Raw genomic sequence first — 18,799 nt, forward strand, 5'->3', positions numbered from 1 at the left:
TCGCGGACTACCGTGGGCGGGTGCCGAAGAACAGAAACACGTTCTCATCGCCGGCCGCCTGGTGGCGAAAGCTCCTCTCCCGCGCGGCGCACGCCGGCTGGCGCCGGCTGCAGGAGGCCGGGGCCGTCACCGCGGAGCACCCCGGGCGGCTGCGGTTCCGCGCGCTCGGCGCCGGGACCCGGCTCGCCTTCCCCCAGGGCACCGTCTTCGGCGAGGGGTGGATCGAGCTCGGCGAGTGCTGCATCATCGCGGAGCAGGTGACCCTCACCGCCGGCATGATGCCCGGTCTCGACCTGGGCCCCGACCCCGTCCTGACCCTCGGCAACGGCGTCGTCCTCGGCCGCGGCAGCCATGTCATCGCCGACGCCCGGGTGACCATCGGCGCGGACACCTTCTGCGGCCCGTACGTCTACATCACCTCGACCAACCACAGTTACGACGACCCGCACGAGCCGATCGGCCGGCAGTGGCCGCGCAGCGAGCCGGTGGAGATCGGCCCCGGCTGCTGGCTCGGCACCGGGGCGGTGATCCTGCCCGGCGCCAGGCTCGGCCGCAACGTCGTGGTCGCCGCGGGCGCGGTCGTCCGCGGCGAGGTGCCCGACCACGCGGTGGTGGCGGGGGCGCCCGCCCGCGTCGTACGCAGCTGGGACGCCGAGATGGGCTGGCAGCCGCCGCTGCGCACGCCCACGCCCCGGCCGATTCCGGACGGCGTCACGCCGGAGCAGCTGGAGGCGCTCGCGGAACTGGCGGAACTCGGGGAGCTGGGGAAACTGGAGGAACTCGCGGAACTCGCGGCACCGGCCGAAGCGGAGGGCCGCTGATCAGCCGGCGGCCAGCAGCACCGTCCCCACCAGCGCCAGCCCGGCGCCGGCCGCCTGCACCGCCCGCAGCCGCTCCTTGAGCACACCGCGCGCGGCGAGCGCCGTCACCACCGGGTAGAGGCTGGCCAGCACGGCGGCCACGGTGACGGGGCCGTGCTGCGCGGCGAGGGCGTACGTGCCGTTGGCGGCGACGTCCGCGAGCCCCACGAAGGCGAGGGCGGGCAGGGCCCCCACGACCACGCGTATGCCGCCGTCCTCCGGAAGGGCGCGTCCGCCCCGCTTCACGGAGGCGTACAGGGCCGCGCCGCCGACGGCCACATTGGTGACGCGCTGCACGAACAGCGCGAGGAAGAGCCCGGTGAGGGTGGTGGAGGCCTCGGAGATCAGCGCCATCACCGCGCCGAAGCCGAAAGCCGCCACCAGCGTCAGCAGCACGGCCTGTCGCCGCACCGGCGCACCGCGCAGCTCGGGCCCGCCCGCCAGCACCACGCCCGCGACGGCCACGCCGATCCCGGCGAACTGCAGTACCCCCGGCCGGTCGCCCAGCAGGAGGCCGACCGAGACGGGCACGACCACGCCGAGGGAGCCGAGCGGGGACACCACGCCCATCGGGCCGAGCGCCAGCGCCTTGTAGAAGGCGAGCATCGCCACCGGGCCGACGGCGCCGGCGGCCACCGCGTACCAGAGCCGCGGCCCCGCCTCGCTCCAGCCGCCGGTCGCGACGACGAGGGCGCCGAGGACGACGACCGCGATCGTCTGGGAGACGACGACCACCGTGAGGGCGGGGGTGCGCCGGGTGAGCAGCCCGCCGCCGAAATCGGCCAGCCCCCACAGGAGGCTGGTGGCCAGGGCGAACAGGGCTGTCATGGTGTCGTCGCCTCGCAGTACAGTGCGGTGAACAATGAAGTGCACCACACGGTAGTGCAGCCTGTTGAACTATGTCATCCAGAATATTGGACGGAATGTGTCGGACCTCGATCAGCTCACGCAGTCGCTCGCCCGCAACCTGAAGCGCTGGCGAGGGGAGCGGGGCTTCACCCTCGACGCGCTCGCGGCCCGCTCGGGGGTCAGCCGCGGCATGATCATCCAGATCGAGCAGGCGCGTACGAACCCGAGCGTCGGCACGACCGTGAAGCTCGCCGACGCGCTGGGCATCTCCATCACCACGCTGCTCGACTACGAACAGGGCCCCCACGTACGGCTCGTGCCCCAGGACCAGGCCGTGCGCATGTGGTCCACGGACAAGGGCAGTCACACCACGCTGCTGGCCGGAACCGAGGCGCGGGGGCCGCTGGAGCTGTGGGCGTGGGTCCTGATGCCGGGCGACGTCCACGCCTCCGACCCGCATCCGGGCGGGACCACCGAGCTGCTGCACGTCACGGCCGGCGAGCTCACCCTGGTCGTCGACGCCGTCGAGCACCGCGTACCGGCCGGAACCTCCGCCGTCTTCGAGTCCAACGTCCCGCACGCGTACCGCAACGACGGGGACGAGCCGGTCGAGATGACGATGGCCGTCTCCGTCCCGCCCGTCCGCTGAGCCCGTCTCCCGAGGCCGCCCGTCCGCTTGGCCCGTCCTCCGAGCCCGTCCTCCGAGACGGTCAAGCGTCCCTCGCCGCACCGCTGTTAGCGTGCGGCCCATGCGCGCACCCATCGGAGACTTCGACCACGCCCGCCCCGCCCCCGACTGCCTCGACGAGCTCACCGCACCCGTCGCCGCCGCCGTACGCGCGTGGCGGGGACACGTGCCCGCCGAGCGGCTGCTGTACGTGGACACCGACCCGGCCATCGCCGACACCGCCGCCTTCGTCGAGCACCACGGGCAGGACCTGCTCGACACCTCCGCCAACTGCGTGGTCGTGGCGGGCAAGCGGGGCGGCGAGAGCTCGCTCGCGGCCTGCGTGGTGCTGTCCTGGACGCGCGTCGACGTCAACGGCGTCGTCCGCAGGCACCTGGGCGTCCGCAAGGCGTCCTTCGCGCCCATGGACACCGCCACGGGCGAGACCGGCATGGAGTACGGCGGGATCACGCCCATCGGCCTGCCCGGCGACTGGCCGCTCCTGATCGACTCCGCCGTCGTCGACCGCGAGTGGGTGCTGCTCGGCAGCGGCCGCCGCCGCGGCAAGCTCATCGTGCCCGGCAAGGCCATCGCCGATCTGCCGGGCGCGGTGGTCCTGGAGGGGCTCGGGGCGGTCCCCGCCGCGAGCTGAGCCCCGCCGCGAGGTGAGCCCCCCCGGCCCTCAGCCGAGCTTCGGGATCTCGATGGCCGGGCAGCGGTCCATCACCATGTCGAGGCCGGCGGCGCGCGTGCGCGCGTAAGCCTCCCGGTCGATCACGTCCAGCTGGAACCAGACCGCCTTGGCGCCCTTGGCCACGGCCTCGTCGGCGATGCCCCCGGCCAGGTCGCTGTTGACGAAGACGTCCACGACGTCCACGGGGAAGGGGATGTCCGCGAGCGACGCGTACCCCTGCTCCCCGTGGACCGTCTCCGCCTTCGGGTGCACGGGCACGATCCGCTTCCCGAAGCGCTGGAGCACGGCCGCGACCCCGTACGCCGCGCGGGAACGGTTGTTGGACAGTCCGACCACCGCCCACGTGTCACCGGACTCGGTCAGGATCCTGCGGACGGTCTCGGTCTCGGACTCGCTCTGCACGCTCTGCCTCCTGTGGTGCCTGTCTGTGTACGTCTCTGAGTGCGCCAACCGCCCTCCGGTGCGATTCCTTCCCCGCGGACGGCCCCGCATAGGGTGGCGGGATGCAGGAGCAGTACCGGACGGTCGCCCGCGAAGGCGTGCACGAGACCGAGATCAACCGCTCGCGCTTCCTCTGCTCGCTCGCGCCCGCCGCGACCGAGGAGGAGGCGCAGGACTTCGTCGCGCGCGTCCGCAGGGAGCACCCGACCGCCACCCACAACTGCTTCGCGTACGTCATCGGCGCCGACGCCGCCGTACAGAAGGCCAGTGACGACGGCGAACCGGGCGGCACCGCCGGTGTGCCCATGCTCCAGATGCTGCTGCGCCGGGAGGTGCGGTACGTCGCCGCCGTCGTCACCCGCTACTACGGCGGGGTCAAGCTCGGCGCCGGCGGACTGATCAGGGCGTACGGCGGTGCCGTCGGCGAAGCGCTGGACGCCCTCGGCACCGTCACCCGGCGCCGCTACCGGCTCGCCACCGTCACCGTCGACCACCAGCGGGCCGGGAAGCTGGAGAACGACCTCCGGGCGACCGGGCGGGCGGTGCGTGACGTGCGTTACGCCGAGGCCGTCACCATCGAGGTCGGCCTGCCGGACGCCGACGTCGGCAACTTCCGTGCCTGGCTCGCGGATGCGACGGCCGGGACGGCGGCGCTGGAACTGGGCGGCGAGGCGTACGGAGATGCCTGAAGCGGCACGCGTTGTCAGAGCACACCGTTAATCTCAGGGCCCATGAGACTCCTGCACACGTCGGACTGGCACCTGGGGCGGTCCTTCCACCGCGTCGGCCTGCTCGACGCCCAGGCGGCGTTCCTCGACCACCTGGTGGCGACGGTGCGCGACCGCGACGTGGACGCGGTCCTGGTGGCGGGGGACGTCTACGACCGGGCGGTGCCGCCGCTGCCGGCCGTCGAGCTGTTCGACACGGCACTGCACCGGCTCGCCGAGGCCGGCGTACCCACCGTGATGATCTCCGGGAACCACGACTCGGGGCGCAGACTCGGCGTCGGCGCGGGACTCATCGGGCGCGCCGGGATCCACCTGAGGACCGACCCGGCCGGGGTCGGCACCCCGGTGGTGCTGGCCGACGCGCACGGCGACGTCGCCTTCTACGGGCTGCCGTACCTCGAACCGGCCCTCGTACGGGACGAGTTCGGGGCGAAGAAGGCCGGCCACGAGGCCGTCCTGTCGGCCGCCATGGACCGGGTCCGCGCCGACCTCGCCGGGCGGCCCGCCGGCACGCGCTCCGTCGTCCTCGCCCACGCCTTCGTCGCGGGCGGCGAGCCGAGCGACAGCGAGCGGGACATCACCGTCGGGGGAGTGGCGGCCGTCCCGGCCGCCGTCTTCGACGGCGTCGACTACACCGCCCTCGGGCACCTGCACGGCAGCCAGACGATCACCCCGCGCGTGCGGTACTCCGGCTCCCCGCTCGCGTACTCCTTCTCCGAGACCGACCACCGCAAGACGATGTGGCTCATCGACCTCGGCCCGGACGGGGGGATCACCGCCGCCGAGCGGATCGACTGCCCGGTACCGCGCCCGCTCGCCCGCATCCGCGGCCGCCTCGACGACCTGCTCGACGACCCCGCGCTCGCCCGCCACGAGCGGTCCTGGATCGAGGCCACCCTCACCGACCCGGTCCGCCCGGCCGAGCCCATGGCCCGGCTCGCCGCGCGCTTCCCCCACACCCTCAGCCTCGTCTTCGACCCCGACCGGCCCGACGACGAGCCCACCACCTCCTACGCCCAGCGCCTGCGCGGCCGCAGCGACCAGCAGATCGCCGAGGACTTCGTGGCGCACGTACGCGGCGGAGCGGGCCCCGACGCACCGGAGAGGGAGGCGCTGCAGCGTGCCTTCGAGGACGTACGGGTCGACATGGAGCGGCGCGAGGTGACCGCATGAGGCTGCACCGGCTGGACATCACCGGCTTCGGCCCCTTCGGCACCACCCAGACCGTCGACTTCGACGCCCTCACCGAGGCGGGACTGTTCCTGCTGCACGGGCCGACGGGCGCCGGCAAGACCTCCGTCCTCGACGCCGTCTGCTACGCCCTGTACGGCGCGGTGCCCGGTGCCCGGCAGGGCCCCGGCACCTCGCTGCGCAGCGACCACGCCCCGGCCGGGACGGCCACCGAGGTGGTGCTCGACCTCACCGTCGGCGGCCGCAGGCTGGAGATCACCCGCAGGCCCGAACAGCTCCGCCCCAAGAAGCGCGGCTCCGGCTTCACCAAGGACAAGGCCCAGTCCTGGCTGCGCGCGTACGACCCCGAGCGCGGCGCCTGGCAGGCGCTCAGCCGCTCCCACCAGGAGATCGGCGAGGAGATCACCCAGCTCATCGGCATGAGCCGGGAGCAGTTCTGCCAGGTGGTGCTCCTGCCGCAGGGCGACTTCGCGCGCTTCCTGCGCGCCGACGCCGAGGCGCGCGGCAAGCTCCTCGGCCGGCTCTTCGACACCCGGCGCTTCGCCGCCGTCGAGGAGCACCTCGCCGGACTGCGCCGCGCCGCCGAGCAGCAGGTGCGGGACGGCGACGAGCGGCTCCTGGGCCTCGCCCACCGGATGGCGCAGGCGGCGGGACCCGCCGCCGCGGACTGGCCCGCGCCCGACGGCAAACCCGGCGACCCGGGGCTCGCCGACTCCGTGCTGGCCTGGGCCGCCGTCGCCCGCGCGGGGGCCCGCGAGGCGCTGGACGTGGCCGCGTGCGCGCTCGCCGCGGCCGAGAGCAGGCAGGCCGCCGCGCGCCGCGCCCTCGACGAGGAGCGCGAGCTCGCGGCGAGGCAGCGGCGGTACGAGGACGCCGTGCGCCGCCGCGAGGAGCTCGAACTGCGGCGCCCCGAGCGCGACGCCTGGCAGGCCCGGCTCGACCGGGCCCGCAAGGCGGAGCGGGTGGCCGGGCCGCTGAGCCTGCGCGACGACGCCGAGCGGGCGCACCGCGCCGCACACGCCGCCCACGCGCGGGCCGCGGCCTCACTCTCCGCCGCCGGACTGGCGCCGGACCTCGCCGACGCGGGCACCGAGCACCTCACGGCGCTGGCCGGACACCTGCGGCAGGAGCTCGGCGGCCTGGAGCACGCCCGCCTGGCCGAGCGGCGCGGCGCCGAGATCGCCCGCGAGCGCGCCGAGCTGGAGCGCCAGGCCCGCGCCGACGAGGACACCCTGCACGACGCGGACGCCTGGCTGGCCGGCTGGGACACCCTGCGCCGCACCCTCCAGGACGGCGTCGAGGCCGCCCAGGAGGCCGCCACCCGCGCCGAGCACCTCGCGGGCCGCCTCGACCCCGCGCGCCGCCGCCTCGCCGCCGCGCGCCGCCGCGACGCCCTCATACGCGACGCCGAGGCCGCCGAGTCCCGACTCGCGGCCGCGCGCGAGCAGGCGAACGATGCCCACGAGACGTGGCTCGACCTGCGCGAGCGCCGCCTGCGGGGCATCGCCGCCGAACTCGCCGCGGGGCTCGTGGACGGCGACCCCTGCGCCGTCTGCGGCTCGCCCGACCACCCCGCGCCCGCCCGCGCCGCCGACGACCACGTCGACCGCGCGGCGGAGGACCGCGCCTACGCGGCGTACACCCACGCGGACGAGAACCGCTCCGCCGCTGAGCGCGATCTCGCCGTGGTGCGGGAGGCGCTGACGGCCGCTCGCGCCGAAGCCCTGGCGGGCGCGGAGGGCGACGCCCAGCCCACGGTCGGCGAGCTCGCCACGGCGGTCGAGCGGCTGGAGCGCGCGTACGAGGAGGCCCGGGCCGTGGCCGGCGGCATGCACGCCGCCCGCGAGAGGCTCGACCGGGAGGAGGCGGAGCACCGGCGGCGCCTCGACGTACGCCGTCAGGTGGAGCGCCGCGCCGCCGCGCGCACCGCGCAGCGCGAGGCCCTCGACCGTGCGCAGGCCGACGTCGACGCCGAACTCGCGCGCGTGCGCGGCGTCGACGGCACCGGCGGCGTCGCCGAGTACGCCACCCTCCTGGAGCTCAGGATCGCCCGCCTCACCGAGGCCGCCGACGCCGTACGGGCCGCCGAGGACACCGCCCGGCGCCTCAAGGAGGCCGACGACCGGCTCGCCGACGCGGCGTTCCGCGCCGGGTTCGACACCCCGGACGCCGCGGCCGCCGCGCTGCTCGACGACGTACGGCAGCGGGACCTCCAGCACCGGCTGGACGACTGGCAGGCCGCGGCCGCCGCGGTCGCCGACCGGCTCGCCGAGCCCGAGACGCGCGCCGCGGCCGAGCGCCCGCCCGCCGACCCGCACGCGGCGCAGACCGCGCTGGCCGCCGCCGACCGCGCCCTGCGCGACGCCGCCTCCACGCTCGACGCCCACCGCGACCGGTGCGCCCAGCTGGCCCGGCTGTCCCGGGAGGCGGACGCCGAGGTCCGCCGGCTGGGACCGCTGCGCGAGGAGTACGAACGCGTCGCGCGGCTCGCCGGGCTCACCGCCGGTACGTCCGCGGAGAACGAGCGCAGGATGCGGCTGGAGTCCTACGTGCTCGCGGCCCGGCTCGAACAGGTCGCGGCCGCGGCGACCGCCCGCCTCCAGCGGATGTCCGCCGGCCGCTACACCCTGGTCCACTCCGACGCCCGCGCCGGCGCCAAGCGGTCCGGCCTCGGGCTGCACGTGGTCGACGCCTGGACGGGCCGCGAGCGCGACACGGCGACCCTCTCCGGCGGCGAGACGTTCTTCGCCTCGCTCGCCCTGGCGCTGGGCCTCGCCGACGTCGTCACGGACGAGGCCGGCGGTGTGCGCCTCGACACGCTCTTCATCGACGAGGGCTTCGGCAGCCTCGACGACCAGACGCTCGACGAGGTGCTGGACGTCCTCGACTCCCTGCGGGAGCGGGACCGCAGCGTCGGCATCGTGAGCCACGTCGGCGACCTGCGCCGCCGCGTCCCGGTCCAGCTGGAGGTCGTCAAGGAGAGGGCGGGCTCCCGGGTGAGGCTCCACACCGGCGGAAGCGGCCTCGGCGGCTGAGTTCTCAGCGGCTGATCGGGCGGCGCGGCAGCGGCGACGAGTAGACGACGCTCGTCGTCACCGACCCCAGCGCGGCGATCTTTCCCGATATCTCCTCCCGGTGCGTCATGGACCGGGCGGCCACCTTCAGTACGAAGCAGTCGTCGCCCGTGACGTGGTGGGCCTCCAGGACCTCCGGCGTCGTCTCCAGCAGGTCGTGGAACGGCTTGTAGTTGCCGTGCGGGTAGCGGAGCCGGACGAAGGCCAGGATGGGGAGTCCCAGCCTCTCGCGGTCGACCACCGCCGTGTAGCCGCTGATCACCCCGGCCTCCTCCAGCCGGCGCACCCGCTCGGTGACGGCGCTGGCCGACATGGAGACCGTGCGCGCCAGCTCGGCGAAGGTGGCCCGGCCCTGGTCCTGAAGAGCGGTCAGAATGCGCCAGTCGGTGGCGTCCGGTGAATATCCCGTCATGGGCGACGAATAACAGGGGAATCACCGGCCGATCAAGACAAGCTCCGGGGATTGTCACTTCATCGAGATAATCATCACGCCGTAGATTTTCTGCATGACGACGACCCAGACCACCAGCGCCCCCGCATCCGCCGCGGCCCCCGCCGCCAACGCCGTCCTGCGGGTCCCCCCGGCCTCGCCCGCCGCCGCGGCGGCATACTTCTCCGCCAGCCTCGCCTTCCACGCCGACGTGTCGGACGTGGCCTCCGCGCTCGCGGCCGGCGGCGACCCCGGCTTCGTCGTCCTGGACTCCCGCTCCACCGAGTCCTGGGACCAGGGCCACATCCCGGGCGCGGTCCACCTGCCGACGGCGCTCATCCCCGAGCAGGCCGAGCAGCTGCTCGACAAGTCCGTGCCGGTGGTCACGTACTGCTGGGGCCCCGGCTGCAACGGCGCCACGCGCGCGGCGCTCGCCCTCGCCCAACTCGGCTACCAGGTCAAGGAGATGCTGGGCGGCTTCGAGTACTGGGTGCGCGAGGGGTTCGCGTACGAGACGTGGGAGGGCCCCGCGCGGCGCGACGCCGACCCGCTGACCGCCCCGATCGACGCCGACGACTGCGGCTGCTGACCGAGGCGCCCACCTCCCTGGGCGTCCGGCCCGGCGCCCTCCGCGAGAACGCCGCGGCGCCGGGGCCGGGCGGAGCTCAGGGCCGGGCGGAGCTCAGAGCCGGGACAGCTCGTCCACCAGGTCGTCCAGGCCCAGCGGCCCCTGCGACAGCGCCGCCATGTGCCACTTCTTCGCGTCGAAGGCGGCACCGTGTGCCCTGCGGGCGTTCTCCCGGCCCCGCAGCCACGCCCGCTCGCCCAGCTTGTAGCCGATGGCCTGCGCGGGCACCGACAGGTAGCGGGTGAACTCGCTCTCCACGAACGCCGGTGACCTGCTGCTGTGGCGCTGGAAGAACTCCTGCGCCAGCTCCGGCGTCCACCGCTCACCCGGGTGGAACGGCGAATCCGCCGGAATCTCCAGCTCCAGGTGCATGCCGATGTCCACGATCACACGGCACGCCCGCATCATCTGCCCGTCGAGGTAGCCGAGCCGCCGCTCCGGGTCCGGCAGGAAACCCAGCTCGTCCATGAGCCGCTCCGCGTACAGCGCCCACCCCTCCAGGTTGGCGCTCACCCCGCCGACCGTCGCCTGGTAGCGCGAGAGCTGGTCGGCCACGTGCGCCCACTGCGCGATCTGGAGGTGGTGGCCCGGGACGCCCTCGTGGTACCAGGTCGACACCAGGTCGTACACCGGGAACCGGGTCTCGCCGTCGACCGGCAGCCAGGTCCGGCCAGGGCGTGAGAAGTCCTCGGACGGACCCGTGTAGTACGCCGCGGCGGCGCTGCCGGGCGGAGCGATCCGCGACTCCACCCTCCGTACCCGTTCGGCGAGTTCGAAGTGGGTGCCGTCCAGTGCCTCGATCGCCTCGTCCATCAGCTCCTGCAGCCAGACCCGTACCTCCTCGACGCCCACGTGGGAGCCGTGCTTGTCGAGGTGGGCGAGCGCCTCCCAGGGGCCGGCGCCCGGCAGGATCCTCTCCGCCTCGGTCCGCATCTCGGCGAGGAGCCGGTGGTACTCGGCCCAGCCGTACGCGTACGCCTCGTCCAGGTCGAAGTCGGCCCCGGTGAAGTAGCGGGCCCAGCGGGCGTAGCGCTCGCGGCCCACGGTGTCGGGCGCGCCCTCCACCGCGGGGGCGTACACGTCGCGCATCCAGTCGCGCAGCCCGGCCAGGGCCCGGGTGGCGCCGCGCGCCGCCGTGTCCAGCTCCGTGCGCAACGCGATGGGTCCGGCGGTGACGAACTCCTCGAACCAGCCGGTCCGGGCCCCGCCGTGGCCCGTCCACTCGGTGAGCTGCCCGACGACGGTGGCCGTGGCGCGCGGGCCGCCCTTCAGGCCCCGGTCCAGCCCTGCCCGGAGCGACTCGCGGTAGCCGTCCAGCGCGGCGGGCACGGCGCGCAACCGTTCGGCGACCGCCGCCCAGTCCTCGTCCGTCTCCGTCGCCATCACCGTGAAGGCGATGCGGACGCTGTGCGCGGGCGAGCGCAGGTTGCTGACCGCGCACAGCCCCTCCCCGGCCTCGTGGACGGCGAGCTCCGCGGTGAGCCGCTCGCGCAGCAGGCGCGCGCAGCGCCGCTCGGCGTCGCCGTCCGCGCCGGGCCGGCGTTCGGCCTCGTCGAGCCGGGCGAGCGTGGCACGGGCCAGTGCGGCGCGCTCCTCCTGTCCGGCGGGCGTGAAGTCCGGGAGGAGTCCGGCGCTTTCCCTGACGCCCAGGTACGTACCGGTGATCGGATCGAGTGCGACCAGGGCGTCGACATACGCGTCGGCCACCTGGCGGGGGAGAGCGCTGCTGGAGGTCTCTGGCATGAGGCCATCCTGGTATGCCACGGGTCTCGGCGTCACCCTCATCCGTGGCTAGTCGGCTGACACATGAGCGCCCGCGGCGGCCGGCAGCAGCGGTCCGCACTCCCACTGCTGGAAGATCAGCCGCGTCTCCACCCGCGCCACCTCGCGCCGCGACGTGAACTCGTCCAGTACGAGTCGCTGCAGGTCAGCGGGGCCCGCGACGGCCACGTGCACCAGGTAGTCGTCCGGTCCCGTCAGATGGAACAGCGCCCGGGACTCCGGCAGGGCGCGGATCCGCTCGACGAACGGGCCGATCAACTCCCGCCGGTGCGGGCGCACCTGGACCAGCAGGAGCGCTTCCAGGCCGCGCCCGAGTTTGGCCGGATCGAGTCGCAGCCGGTGCCCCAGGATGACGCCGGTGCGGCGCAGCCGCGCCACCCGGTCGAGGCAGGTGGAGGGGGCGACGCCCACCTCGGCGGCGAGTTCGCGGTACGTGGTCCGGGCGTCGTTCTGCAAAAGGCGAAGTATGTGCAGATCGACCGTGTCCAGTACGACAGATTCGGCCATGTGGCGAACGTAGCACGGGGTGATCCGCCGTCTCCCCGGAATGTGTTCACAGTGCCGTCCATGGATGCCATGGACCGCACCGCCGCGATCGAGCCCCGTACCCCGTGGGCGCCGGCCACCCAAGCCGTGCACGCCGGGCGCGAAGACCTCGCCGCCCTGGGCCTGCACGCCGTCCCCCTCGACCTGTCCACCACGTACCCCTCGTACGACGCGGGGGCGGAGGCCGCGCGGATCGACGAGTTCGCCGCCACCGGCGCCCTCCCGGAGGGGCCGCCGGTCTACGCCCGGCTCGACAACCCCACCACCGCGCGCTTCGAGACGGCGCTCGCCCGGCTGGAGGGCACGCAGAGCGCCGTGGCGTTCGCCAGCGGCATGGCGGCGCTCACCGCCGTCCTGCTGGCCCGGGCGAGCGCGGGCCTGCGCCACGTGGTCGCCGTACGGCCCCTGTACGGGTGCAGCGACCACCTGCTCACGGCCGGGCTGCTCGGGACGGAGGTGACCTGGACGGACCCCGCCGGCATCGGCGACGCGATCCGGCCCGACACCGGTCTGGTGATGGTCGAGACCCCCGCCAACCCCACGCTCGCCGAGGTCGACATCCGCGCCGTCGCCCACGCCTGCGGAGAGGTGCCGCTCCTCGTCGACTCCACCTTCGCCACCCCCGTCCTCCAGCGGCCCGCCGAGCACGGGGCGCGGATCGTGCTGCACAGCGCCACCAAGTACCTGGGCGGTCACGGCGACGTGCTCGCGGGCGTGGTGGCGTGCGACGAGGAGTTCGCCGGGCAGCTGCGGCGGATCCGGTTCGCCACCGGGGGCGTACTGCACCCGCTGGCCGCCTATCTGCTGCTGCGGGGGCTGTCCACACTGCCGGTGCGCATGCGGGCCGCGTCGGTGTCCGCCGCCGAGCTGGCGCGCCGGCTGGCGGTCGATCCGCGGATCGCGCGGGTGCACTACCCGGAGATCGGCGGCGCCATGGTCTCCTTCGAGGTGTACGGGGACCCGCGGGACGTGATCGCCGGAGTGCGGCTGATCACGCCCGCGGTGAGCCTCGGCAGCGTCGACACGCTGATCCAGCACCCGGCGTCCATCAGTCACCGCGTGGTCGACGAGACGGACCGGCGCGCGGCCGGGGTGAGCGACCGGCTGCTGCGGATGTCGGTCGGCCTGGAGGACGTCGAGGACCTGTGGCGGGACCTGACGGAGGCGCTCAGCGCCGCGCCTGTCCGTGGCCCTCGCCGGAGCGGTGGACGGGAGCGGAGCTCGGAGCGCCGTTCGGGGCGCCCGGGGCGTCCAGCCGCGCGGTGATCACCAGGGTGCCCTCCTCGATCTGGTAGTCGAGGGGCAGGTTCAGCCCCCGCATGGCGGCGACCATGCCGGTGTTGGACGACTGCGTCACGGCGTACACGCTCGCGCAGCCGGCTTCGACGGCGAGCTCGACCAGGCGGCGCAGCAGCTCGGAGCCGATGCCGCGGTGCTGCCACTCGTCCTCGACGAGCAGGGCGACCTCCGTCTCGTCGCCGTCCCACAGCAGGTGGCCGAGGGCGACGAGACGGCCGGACGCCGTCTCGACGGCGAGGGTGCGGCCGAAGCGGGGGCTGAGGAGGTGGTCGAGATAGCGGTCGGCGTCGCCGACCGGCCCGTGGTAGCGCAGTCCGAGCGTGCGGTCCGAGCAGCGGTCGTGCATGGCGCGCGCGGCCCGCACGTCGCTCCGGTCGGCGCGGCGGACGGTGATCTCGTTGCCCTCCGGGAGGGTGAGCACGTCCTGCCCGCGGGGAACGCGCGGGCCGAGGCGGGCGTCGAGCTCCACGAGCGCGCGGGCGCGGGCGAACTCGGTGGGTGTGAACGGCAGGTAGGGGCGCTCGATCGTGATCACCCCGCCGTTCGGGTCGCGCAGCCGCATCACCGTGTCGCCGTCCTCCAGCGCTCCTTCCACCGGGGCGGTCGCACCGGTGGGGCGGCCGGACAGCGAGACGGCGGGTACGGAGTGGATGGTGCACCGGCCGAGCAGCCGGCGCAGGGCGAGGGGCAGTTCGGCGGCGTCGAGCGCGGTACGCGTCGCCAGGCCCAGCACCCGCGTCGGGGTGTCGACCAGGTCGTGCGCGTCGGCGCGCTCGATCCACGTGGAGGTGCCGCCCGCCGCGGCGGCCTCCCGGGTGAGGCCGGCCGCCGGGAGCGAGGCGGGGGCGCGGAGCAGGAACTCGTCCACCGTGCCCTCGGCCAGCGGGTGCGTCTGGAGGGTGAGGATGTCGACGCGCAGCCGGGCGAGCGCCGTGCACAGGGCGGCGAGGCTGCCCGGCTCGTCGCGCACGGTGGTGCGCATCCGCCACAGCGCGGAATCCTCGGGGGTCGTCGCCCCGGCCGGTTCCGGGGCGGCGGACACGGCGGACGGGGCGGGCGCCGTGCCGCCGCCGGTATCAAGGACGTCCTCGGCCGGCGGCGCATGGCTGTGGCGCCGTGCCCACCAGGTGTGGAACGCCGCCGTGGCGATCAGGACGACCGCCGAGACGGCGAGGAGGTACGGCCCTTCGGGGCCGTGCGCGATGGTGTTCGCCACCGCGTCCGCGACGGCCACGGCGGTGAACAGGGCGGCCAGTTCGACGAGGTCCCGCCGCCAGTGGTGGTGGCGGTGCTGGTGGCGGCGGGCGCTCTTCGTAGCGGTCACATCAGTCATGGCATCACTGTGACCCAGCGGTGTTGCGTGATCACGAACCCTTTGTGACTGATGGGTTAAGCATGGATCTGGTGCTTTAACGACCACTTTCCGCCGTTTCTGGCGTGGACTGTTCGACCGGATGTACGGGGGAGTCCGGCGTCCTCGCCAGGGCCTGCGCGAGCCGCTTCGCCTGCGTGACGAGCTGCGACGAGCCGCGGCGGGCCGCCAGCGCGTCCAGCCCCGGGATCGAGGCGTGGGCCGACACCGCACCGCACCGCTCGACGCAGTCGGCGGCGACCGCCAGTATCTCGCCCAGCCCGCGCACCGGTTCACCGCCCTCGACCAGGCCGGGCAGCGCGCTCGCGAGCACCGCCCATGTGGTGGCGTACGCCCCGGTCGCCGCGGCCGTACGCGCCGCGTCGGCCAGCCGGTTCGGCTTGACCGTGCCGATGCGCACCAGCTCCGCCAGGTCCCGGCCGAGCCGCGCCGCGTCCAGCTCGCCGCGCGCCGCCAGCACCAGGAGGGCGTCGACCGCCACGAGCCGGTCCTCCGCGTGCCGCGCGCCCAGCCCGGTGGCCAGCGCGAGGTGCAGCGCGGGCCCCGCCTCGCCGCCGGCCTCGGCGAGCGGCGCGAGGAACCAGGTGCCGCCGCGCATCTCGTCGTCGGCGGCCGTGGACGCCATGGGCAGCAGCCATGTCGCCAGCGTCTCGCGGTCCTCCGGCAGCACGGCGGTCCAATGCGGCTCCCCGGTCATCCAGCGATGGCAGCCGCCGGTGCCCGCCGTGGGGCGCCCCAGCCAGTGGAACGCCGGCGGGAACTCCCGCTCTACGACAGGGCGCTCCCGAGGAGTCAGTACGATCCGCCGCACCAAGGCGTGGGACCAGTGCCCCGAGTGGAAGCTCTGCTTCTCGGCCTCCACCACGCCGCGCAGCGCGGGCGCCGGTGACTGCTCGGACGTCAGCCACCGCGCCAGGCGCTCGCCCTCCCGGGTGCCCAGCCGTGTGGCTGCCTCGGCCGCCTCCGCCGCTCCCGGCGCCGTCCGGCGTACCCGCAGCAGCGCCTGAGCGAAGTCGACCTCGCCCGGCCGGGCGCCGAGGCGCTCGTAGCCGCGCAGTCGCTCGACGAGCTCACCCGGGTCCACGGCACCGGTGTGCCAGGTCGGGGTGGCCAACAGGTACGGCACGGGACACCGCAGCATCGTCAGCGCCGCCTCCTGCGCCCGGCGGACCGGGATCCGGTCCAGGCTCCGGTGCACGCACGCCTGTGTCCCCCCGGCCCGCAGCTCGGCGTGAAGACGCCCGACCGTCACGCGCCCGACCACCGCCGCCACGACGAGGTCCACCGGCTGCAGGTACTCCATGAGGTTCCGCTTGTCGCGCTCGTACCACCACAGGTCCGCGACCAGCGGCAGCAGCGCCTCGCGCAGCGCGTCGAGGTCCCGGTACGCGAACCGCACCAGACCGTCCAGCGCGCGCTCGACGCCCAGGACGTCGTCGCCCGCCTTCAGCAGGACCGCCACGTCCTCCACCAGCTCCGGCAGGCTGTCCGCGGCCGGGGCCACGCGCCGCGCCTCCGGCGCCGGAGGCAGGAACTCCTCGTACGGCTCCGCCTCCCCGTCCCCCTCCGCCGGGAGCGCCTCGCCGAACACCTCGGCCGCCGCGGTCCGGTGCGCCGGGCTCAGCAGTGCGGCCGCCTCGGCCAGCTCGGCACGCGTCTCATCGCTCAGGCCGGACAGATGGCGCGCGACGAGCTTCAGCGCCCGCTCCTGCACCCCGGTGTCCGCGTGCCCGAACGCCTCGGTGACCGCGGGCAGCAGCTCCGCCGCCGCGTCCGCGCCACCCTGCCGCAGCGCCTTGCCCAACAGGACCAGTTGCGCCCGCACCAGCTTCTTCTCCGTACGGAACAGCACCGACCCCGACACCTCGGCCAGCTCCCGCGCCGACAGGTCACCCGCCGCGGACAGCCGCGCCAGCACCTCCTGGGCGTGCGCCGCCACGACCGACGGGCCGTCGGCCGCCATGCCCATCCAGTCGGCCTTGCGCACCCGCTCCTCATCGGCCGTCAGCCGCAACCGCCGCAGCAGGTCGAGGAAGAACCGGACGGCCCCCGGCTTGGCCCCGCGCAGCAGCCGTGCCACACAGGCGTCGACGAGCACGCCCCGCTCCACCACGCCCTCGTCGGCCAGCGCCACGAGCCCGGCCTGCCAGTCGTCGGAGCGCCACGACAGCGTGCTCGGCAGTTCCGTGGTCTCGAAGAGGCGGGGAACCAGCGCCGGCGCATGCGGGTCGGTGCGCAGCGCGGGCAGGACGCCCTGCTCGGCCACCGCGTCCGCCCAGCCGTGAACGTACCCGTCCGTCACCGGCACCGGGCAGTCGGCGAGCCGGACGAGCTCGTGGATCAGCGGGTAGTCCTCCTCGGCCGTGGCGGGCCTTCCGGCGAGCCGGTGTGCCACATCGCCCAGCCACCCCGCCCCCCGGTCCGCGAGCAGGTCGAGCAGCATCCCCGTCGGCAGCCGCTCCCAGTCCCGCAGATCGCGGGCGCCGATCCACGCGGCCGCCGCCGCGGCCCCCGTGTGGCAGCCGGCACCCGCCACCAGCAGCGCACGCGAGATGCTCCGCCGCTCCTGCCAGCGGTCCCAGTCCCAGCCGCGCAACTCCTTGCGCAGCTCCTTCAGCTCCGCGAGCGCCGCCTTGCGCCCGGCGGGGTCCAGCCCCTTCACCAGGGCCGGCACATCGTCCCGCCGCCCCTCGCGCACGGCCTTCAGCAGCTCCTCCACCGCGATCATCGGGCACCCCCGGCGACCGCCAGGGCGCCACGGCGGACCATCCTGACCGCCAGCGCGTGTTTGCACGGCCCCCGCCTGCCCCGGTAGTCCGCCCACCACTGGCACGTACAGCTCAGCACGCCACCCTCCGACCGCCGCACCTGGTAGCGGCGTTCACCCGAGGACACCAGCGCCAGGCCCTCGTCCCCGGAGAGCTCGACCGAGCCCGACGCGACCAGCGCCCGCGCCGCCACCAGCCGCGGGTTGTGCCGCTCCGCGCGGTCGGCGTCGTACGGCAGCTCACGGTGGAAGTACGCGGCGTCCGCCACGTCGTAGCCCACGCGGCCCGCCGTGCCCAGCCGCGTCAGCGCCGCCCGCACCCGCTCCACCGACAGCCCGGCCTGCGCGGCCAGGTCGGCGAGGTCGATCCGCGGCTCCCACGCCAGCAGTACCGACACCAGCTCGGCGTCCTGCGCCGCCTCCTCCGTGGCGAGCGCCTCCAGCACCCCGCCCTCTCCGGAGAAGCCGCGCGAAGCGTCCGGGGACAGGGTGAGCGTCAGCCGCATCCCGGGCAGCGCCACCTCCCAGGCGCTCGCCGTCGCGGCCCCGTCCGCCACCGGCCCGTACACGCGCAGCGCCGTCGCGTGCCGCAGCACCCGCTGCAGCGCGACCAGCCGCTCCGGACCCGGCAGGCACACGGCGCCCGGCACCGGCCGCGTCGTCGGCCGCAGGGTCTTCCCGGCCGGCACCACCCACAGCGGCCCGCGCCCGGAACCGCCCGCCGTCCGCGGCAGCGACCGCAGGAACCGTACGGCCTCGGCGGCGGACAGCTCCGCGCGCAGGTCGAACCCGGCGCACGCCACCTGGGCCTCGGCGAAGCCCCGCAGCCAGCGGTCCGGCAACGGCACCTTCTTCTCCACCACCGCGCCGCCGAGCGTCGTCACGGCCAACTCCTCGGGCCCGACGCGCAGGTGCAGCGGGTCCTCGCCGGTCAGCCGGGAGAGCGCCTCACGCAGCGGGTTGTTGACGTCCACATTGGTCGTGCCGTGCCCGGTCTCGGCGCCGTCGAGGCCCTCGCTCAGCACGTCCAGCCGCGCGTACACCCCGCCGCAGCCCGAGAACGACTCGAAGCGCAGCCGGTCGCCGTTCCCCGTCACCACCGGGTCCAGCGACGCCGGCCGCAGCCGCTGGAAGTACCGGGCGGCCGCGACGTCCGCGACCGCCAGCAGGCCGCGCGCCGCTATCTGCGGCGACGTCACGAAACCGGAGAAGAAACGGGGATGGGCCTCGGCGCCGGCGGGTGTCAGCCCGCCCGACGTCTCCAGGCCGAGTAGCCGTCCGGCCTGCGAGGACTCCAGGGCGGACGGACGGGAATAGGCGAGTGCCTGCACGGATCGCGTCATGGAAAAGACGGTAGGACCCACCACTGACAATCGCCCCGGCCGAACTCCCGCCCCCGGTCCCGGCCTCAGCGCCGACGCGGTGAGCGGACCCCCTCCGCCAACGCCCGTCCACCGTCGGCGTTCTCGCG

The 18,799-nt window shown here is 74.9% G+C and carries 16 protein-coding genes; 8 read left to right on the forward strand and 8 right to left on the reverse strand.

Features of this window, described 5'->3' with window-relative positions; genetic code table 11:
* Window positions 1–20: 20 nt before the first annotated feature.
* Window positions 21–821 (forward strand): acyltransferase, encoded by an 801-nt coding sequence (locus AC07FJ_RS25460; RefSeq protein ID WP_479051606.1) that lies wholly within the window; start codon window positions 21–23, stop codon window positions 819–821.
* On the opposite strand, the gene AC07FJ_RS25465 is transcribed toward AC07FJ_RS25460, so the two are convergent.
* Window positions 822–1,688 carry an EamA family transporter gene (locus tag AC07FJ_RS25465; RefSeq protein WP_479051607.1) on the reverse strand — a complete coding sequence of 289 codons (867 nt, stop codon included), beginning with the start codon at window positions 1,686–1,688 and terminating at the stop codon, window positions 822–824.
* 97 nt (window positions 1,689–1,785) lie between these two features.
* Between AC07FJ_RS25465 and AC07FJ_RS25470 the strand changes: the two genes are divergently transcribed.
* Window positions 1,786–2,358, forward strand: coding sequence for a helix-turn-helix domain-containing protein (locus AC07FJ_RS25470; protein ID WP_479051608.1), 573 nt, complete (start codon window positions 1,786–1,788; stop codon window positions 2,356–2,358).
* A 100-nt stretch (window positions 2,359–2,458) separates the two neighbouring features.
* Window positions 2,459–3,028 carry a YbaK/EbsC family protein gene (locus AC07FJ_RS25475; protein ID WP_479051609.1) on the forward strand — a complete coding sequence of 190 codons (570 nt, stop codon included), beginning with the start codon at window positions 2,459–2,461 and terminating at the stop codon, window positions 3,026–3,028.
* A 30-nt stretch (window positions 3,029–3,058) separates the two neighbouring features.
* Here AC07FJ_RS25475 and AC07FJ_RS25480 read toward each other — a convergent pair whose 3' ends face one another.
* Window positions 3,059–3,472, reverse strand: a complete 414-nt coding sequence (locus AC07FJ_RS25480) for a CoA-binding protein (protein WP_479051610.1) — start codon at window positions 3,470–3,472, stop codon at window positions 3,059–3,061.
* 101 nt (window positions 3,473–3,573) lie between these two features.
* Here AC07FJ_RS25480 and AC07FJ_RS25485 point away from each other — a divergent pair, with 101 nt between their 5' ends.
* From AC07FJ_RS25485 to AC07FJ_RS25495, 3 genes are read left to right on the forward strand one after another with little or no spacing between them, the layout of a single operon-like run.
* Complete coding sequence (locus tag AC07FJ_RS25485) at window positions 3,574–4,200, forward strand: YigZ family protein (protein WP_479051611.1); 627 nt, start codon at window positions 3,574–3,576, stop codon at window positions 4,198–4,200.
* Window positions 4,201–4,242: 42 nt separating this feature from the next.
* Complete coding sequence (locus tag AC07FJ_RS25490; RefSeq protein ID WP_479051612.1) at window positions 4,243–5,412, forward strand: exonuclease SbcCD subunit D; 1,170 nt, start codon at window positions 4,243–4,245, stop codon at window positions 5,410–5,412.
* Window positions 5,409–8,465, forward strand: coding sequence for an AAA family ATPase (locus AC07FJ_RS25495; protein ID WP_479051614.1), 3,057 nt, complete (start codon window positions 5,409–5,411; stop codon window positions 8,463–8,465). The genes AC07FJ_RS25490 and AC07FJ_RS25495 overlap by 4 nt, the downstream gene beginning before the upstream one ends.
* Before the next feature lie 4 nt (window positions 8,466–8,469).
* Here the strand turns inward: AC07FJ_RS25495 and AC07FJ_RS25500 are convergent, their stop codons facing one another.
* Entirely contained in the window at window positions 8,470–8,916 is a 447-nt protein-coding gene (locus AC07FJ_RS25500; RefSeq protein WP_479051615.1) for an Lrp/AsnC family transcriptional regulator, read from the reverse strand.
* A 94-nt stretch (window positions 8,917–9,010) separates the two neighbouring features.
* On the opposite strand from AC07FJ_RS25500, the gene AC07FJ_RS25505 reads away from it, so the two are divergent.
* Window positions 9,011–9,523 carry a rhodanese-like domain-containing protein gene (locus AC07FJ_RS25505; RefSeq protein WP_479051616.1) on the forward strand — a complete coding sequence of 171 codons (513 nt, stop codon included), beginning with the start codon at window positions 9,011–9,013 and terminating at the stop codon, window positions 9,521–9,523.
* Between the two features lie 93 nt (window positions 9,524–9,616).
* Here the strand turns inward: AC07FJ_RS25505 and AC07FJ_RS25510 are convergent, their stop codons facing one another.
* Together AC07FJ_RS25510 and AC07FJ_RS25515 are read right to left on the reverse strand one after the other, a co-directional pair.
* Entirely contained in the window at window positions 9,617–11,305 is a 1,689-nt protein-coding gene (locus AC07FJ_RS25510) for a DUF885 domain-containing protein (RefSeq protein WP_479051617.1), read from the reverse strand.
* A gap of 48 nt (window positions 11,306–11,353) precedes the next feature.
* Window positions 11,354–11,851: an Lrp/AsnC family transcriptional regulator gene (locus AC07FJ_RS25515; RefSeq protein WP_468291356.1), complete on the reverse strand. Its 498-nt coding sequence runs from the start codon at window positions 11,849–11,851 to the stop codon at window positions 11,354–11,356.
* Window positions 11,852–11,911: 60 nt separating this feature from the next.
* On the opposite strand from AC07FJ_RS25515, the gene AC07FJ_RS25520 reads away from it, so the two are divergent.
* On the forward strand, window positions 11,912–13,156 hold the full coding sequence (locus AC07FJ_RS25520) for a trans-sulfuration enzyme family protein (protein WP_479051619.1): 1,245 nt from the start codon (window positions 11,912–11,914) through the stop codon (window positions 13,154–13,156).
* Here the strand turns inward: AC07FJ_RS25520 and AC07FJ_RS25525 are convergent.
* The 3 genes from AC07FJ_RS25525 to AC07FJ_RS25535 all read right to left on the reverse strand — a co-directional run bounded on the left by AC07FJ_RS25525 (window position 13,059) and on the right by AC07FJ_RS25535 (window position 18,671).
* Entirely contained in the window at window positions 13,059–14,522 is a 1,464-nt protein-coding gene (locus tag AC07FJ_RS25525) for an N-acetyltransferase family protein (protein WP_479051621.1), read from the reverse strand. The two genes, AC07FJ_RS25520 and AC07FJ_RS25525, sit on opposite strands and share 98 nt — an antisense overlap.
* A gap of 76 nt (window positions 14,523–14,598) precedes the next feature.
* A complete protein-coding gene (locus tag AC07FJ_RS25530) occupies window positions 14,599–17,289 on the reverse strand; it encodes a DUF7824 domain-containing protein (protein ID WP_479051622.1) in 2,691 nt (896 codons plus the stop codon).
* Complete coding sequence (locus AC07FJ_RS25535; protein WP_479051623.1) at window positions 17,286–18,671, reverse strand: SWIM zinc finger family protein; 1,386 nt, start codon at window positions 18,669–18,671, stop codon at window positions 17,286–17,288. The genes AC07FJ_RS25530 and AC07FJ_RS25535 overlap by 4 nt, the downstream gene beginning before the upstream one ends.
* Window positions 18,672–18,799: the final 128 nt, after the last annotated feature.

This window comes from Streptomyces sp. NPDC045998 (assembly GCF_056430285.1).

Excerpts from the sequence above, each read along its gene's own strand:
- AC07FJ_RS25475 (WP_479051609.1), top strand. The coding sequence starts at position 2,459 with ATGCGCGCACCCATCGGAGACTTCGACCACGCCCGCCCCGCCCCCGAC.
- AC07FJ_RS25515 (WP_468291356.1), bottom strand. The coding sequence starts at position 11,851 with ATGGCCGAATCTGTCGTACTGGACACGGTCGATCTGCACATACTTCGC.
- AC07FJ_RS25525 (WP_479051621.1), bottom strand. The coding sequence starts at position 14,522 with ATGACTGATGTGACCGCTACGAAGAGCGCCCGCCGCCACCAGCACCGC.
- AC07FJ_RS25465 (WP_479051607.1), bottom strand. The coding sequence starts at position 1,688 with ATGACAGCCCTGTTCGCCCTGGCCACCAGCCTCCTGTGGGGGCTGGCC.
- AC07FJ_RS25490 (WP_479051612.1), top strand. The coding sequence starts at position 4,243 with ATGAGACTCCTGCACACGTCGGACTGGCACCTGGGGCGGTCCTTCCAC.
- AC07FJ_RS25530 (WP_479051622.1), bottom strand. The coding sequence starts at position 17,289 with ATGATCGCGGTGGAGGAGCTGCTGAAGGCCGTGCGCGAGGGGCGGCGG.
- AC07FJ_RS25485 (WP_479051611.1), top strand. The coding sequence starts at position 3,574 with ATGCAGGAGCAGTACCGGACGGTCGCCCGCGAAGGCGTGCACGAGACC.
- AC07FJ_RS25510 (WP_479051617.1), bottom strand. The coding sequence starts at position 11,305 with ATGCCAGAGACCTCCAGCAGCGCTCTCCCCCGCCAGGTGGCCGACGCG.
- AC07FJ_RS25500 (WP_479051615.1), bottom strand. The coding sequence starts at position 8,916 with ATGACGGGATATTCACCGGACGCCACCGACTGGCGCATTCTGACCGCT.
- AC07FJ_RS25505 (WP_479051616.1), top strand. The coding sequence starts at position 9,011 with ATGACGACGACCCAGACCACCAGCGCCCCCGCATCCGCCGCGGCCCCC.
- AC07FJ_RS25520 (WP_479051619.1), top strand. The coding sequence starts at position 11,912 with ATGGATGCCATGGACCGCACCGCCGCGATCGAGCCCCGTACCCCGTGG.
- AC07FJ_RS25535 (WP_479051623.1), bottom strand. The coding sequence starts at position 18,671 with ATGACGCGATCCGTGCAGGCACTCGCCTATTCCCGTCCGTCCGCCCTG.
- AC07FJ_RS25495 (WP_479051614.1), top strand. The coding sequence starts at position 5,409 with ATGAGGCTGCACCGGCTGGACATCACCGGCTTCGGCCCCTTCGGCACC.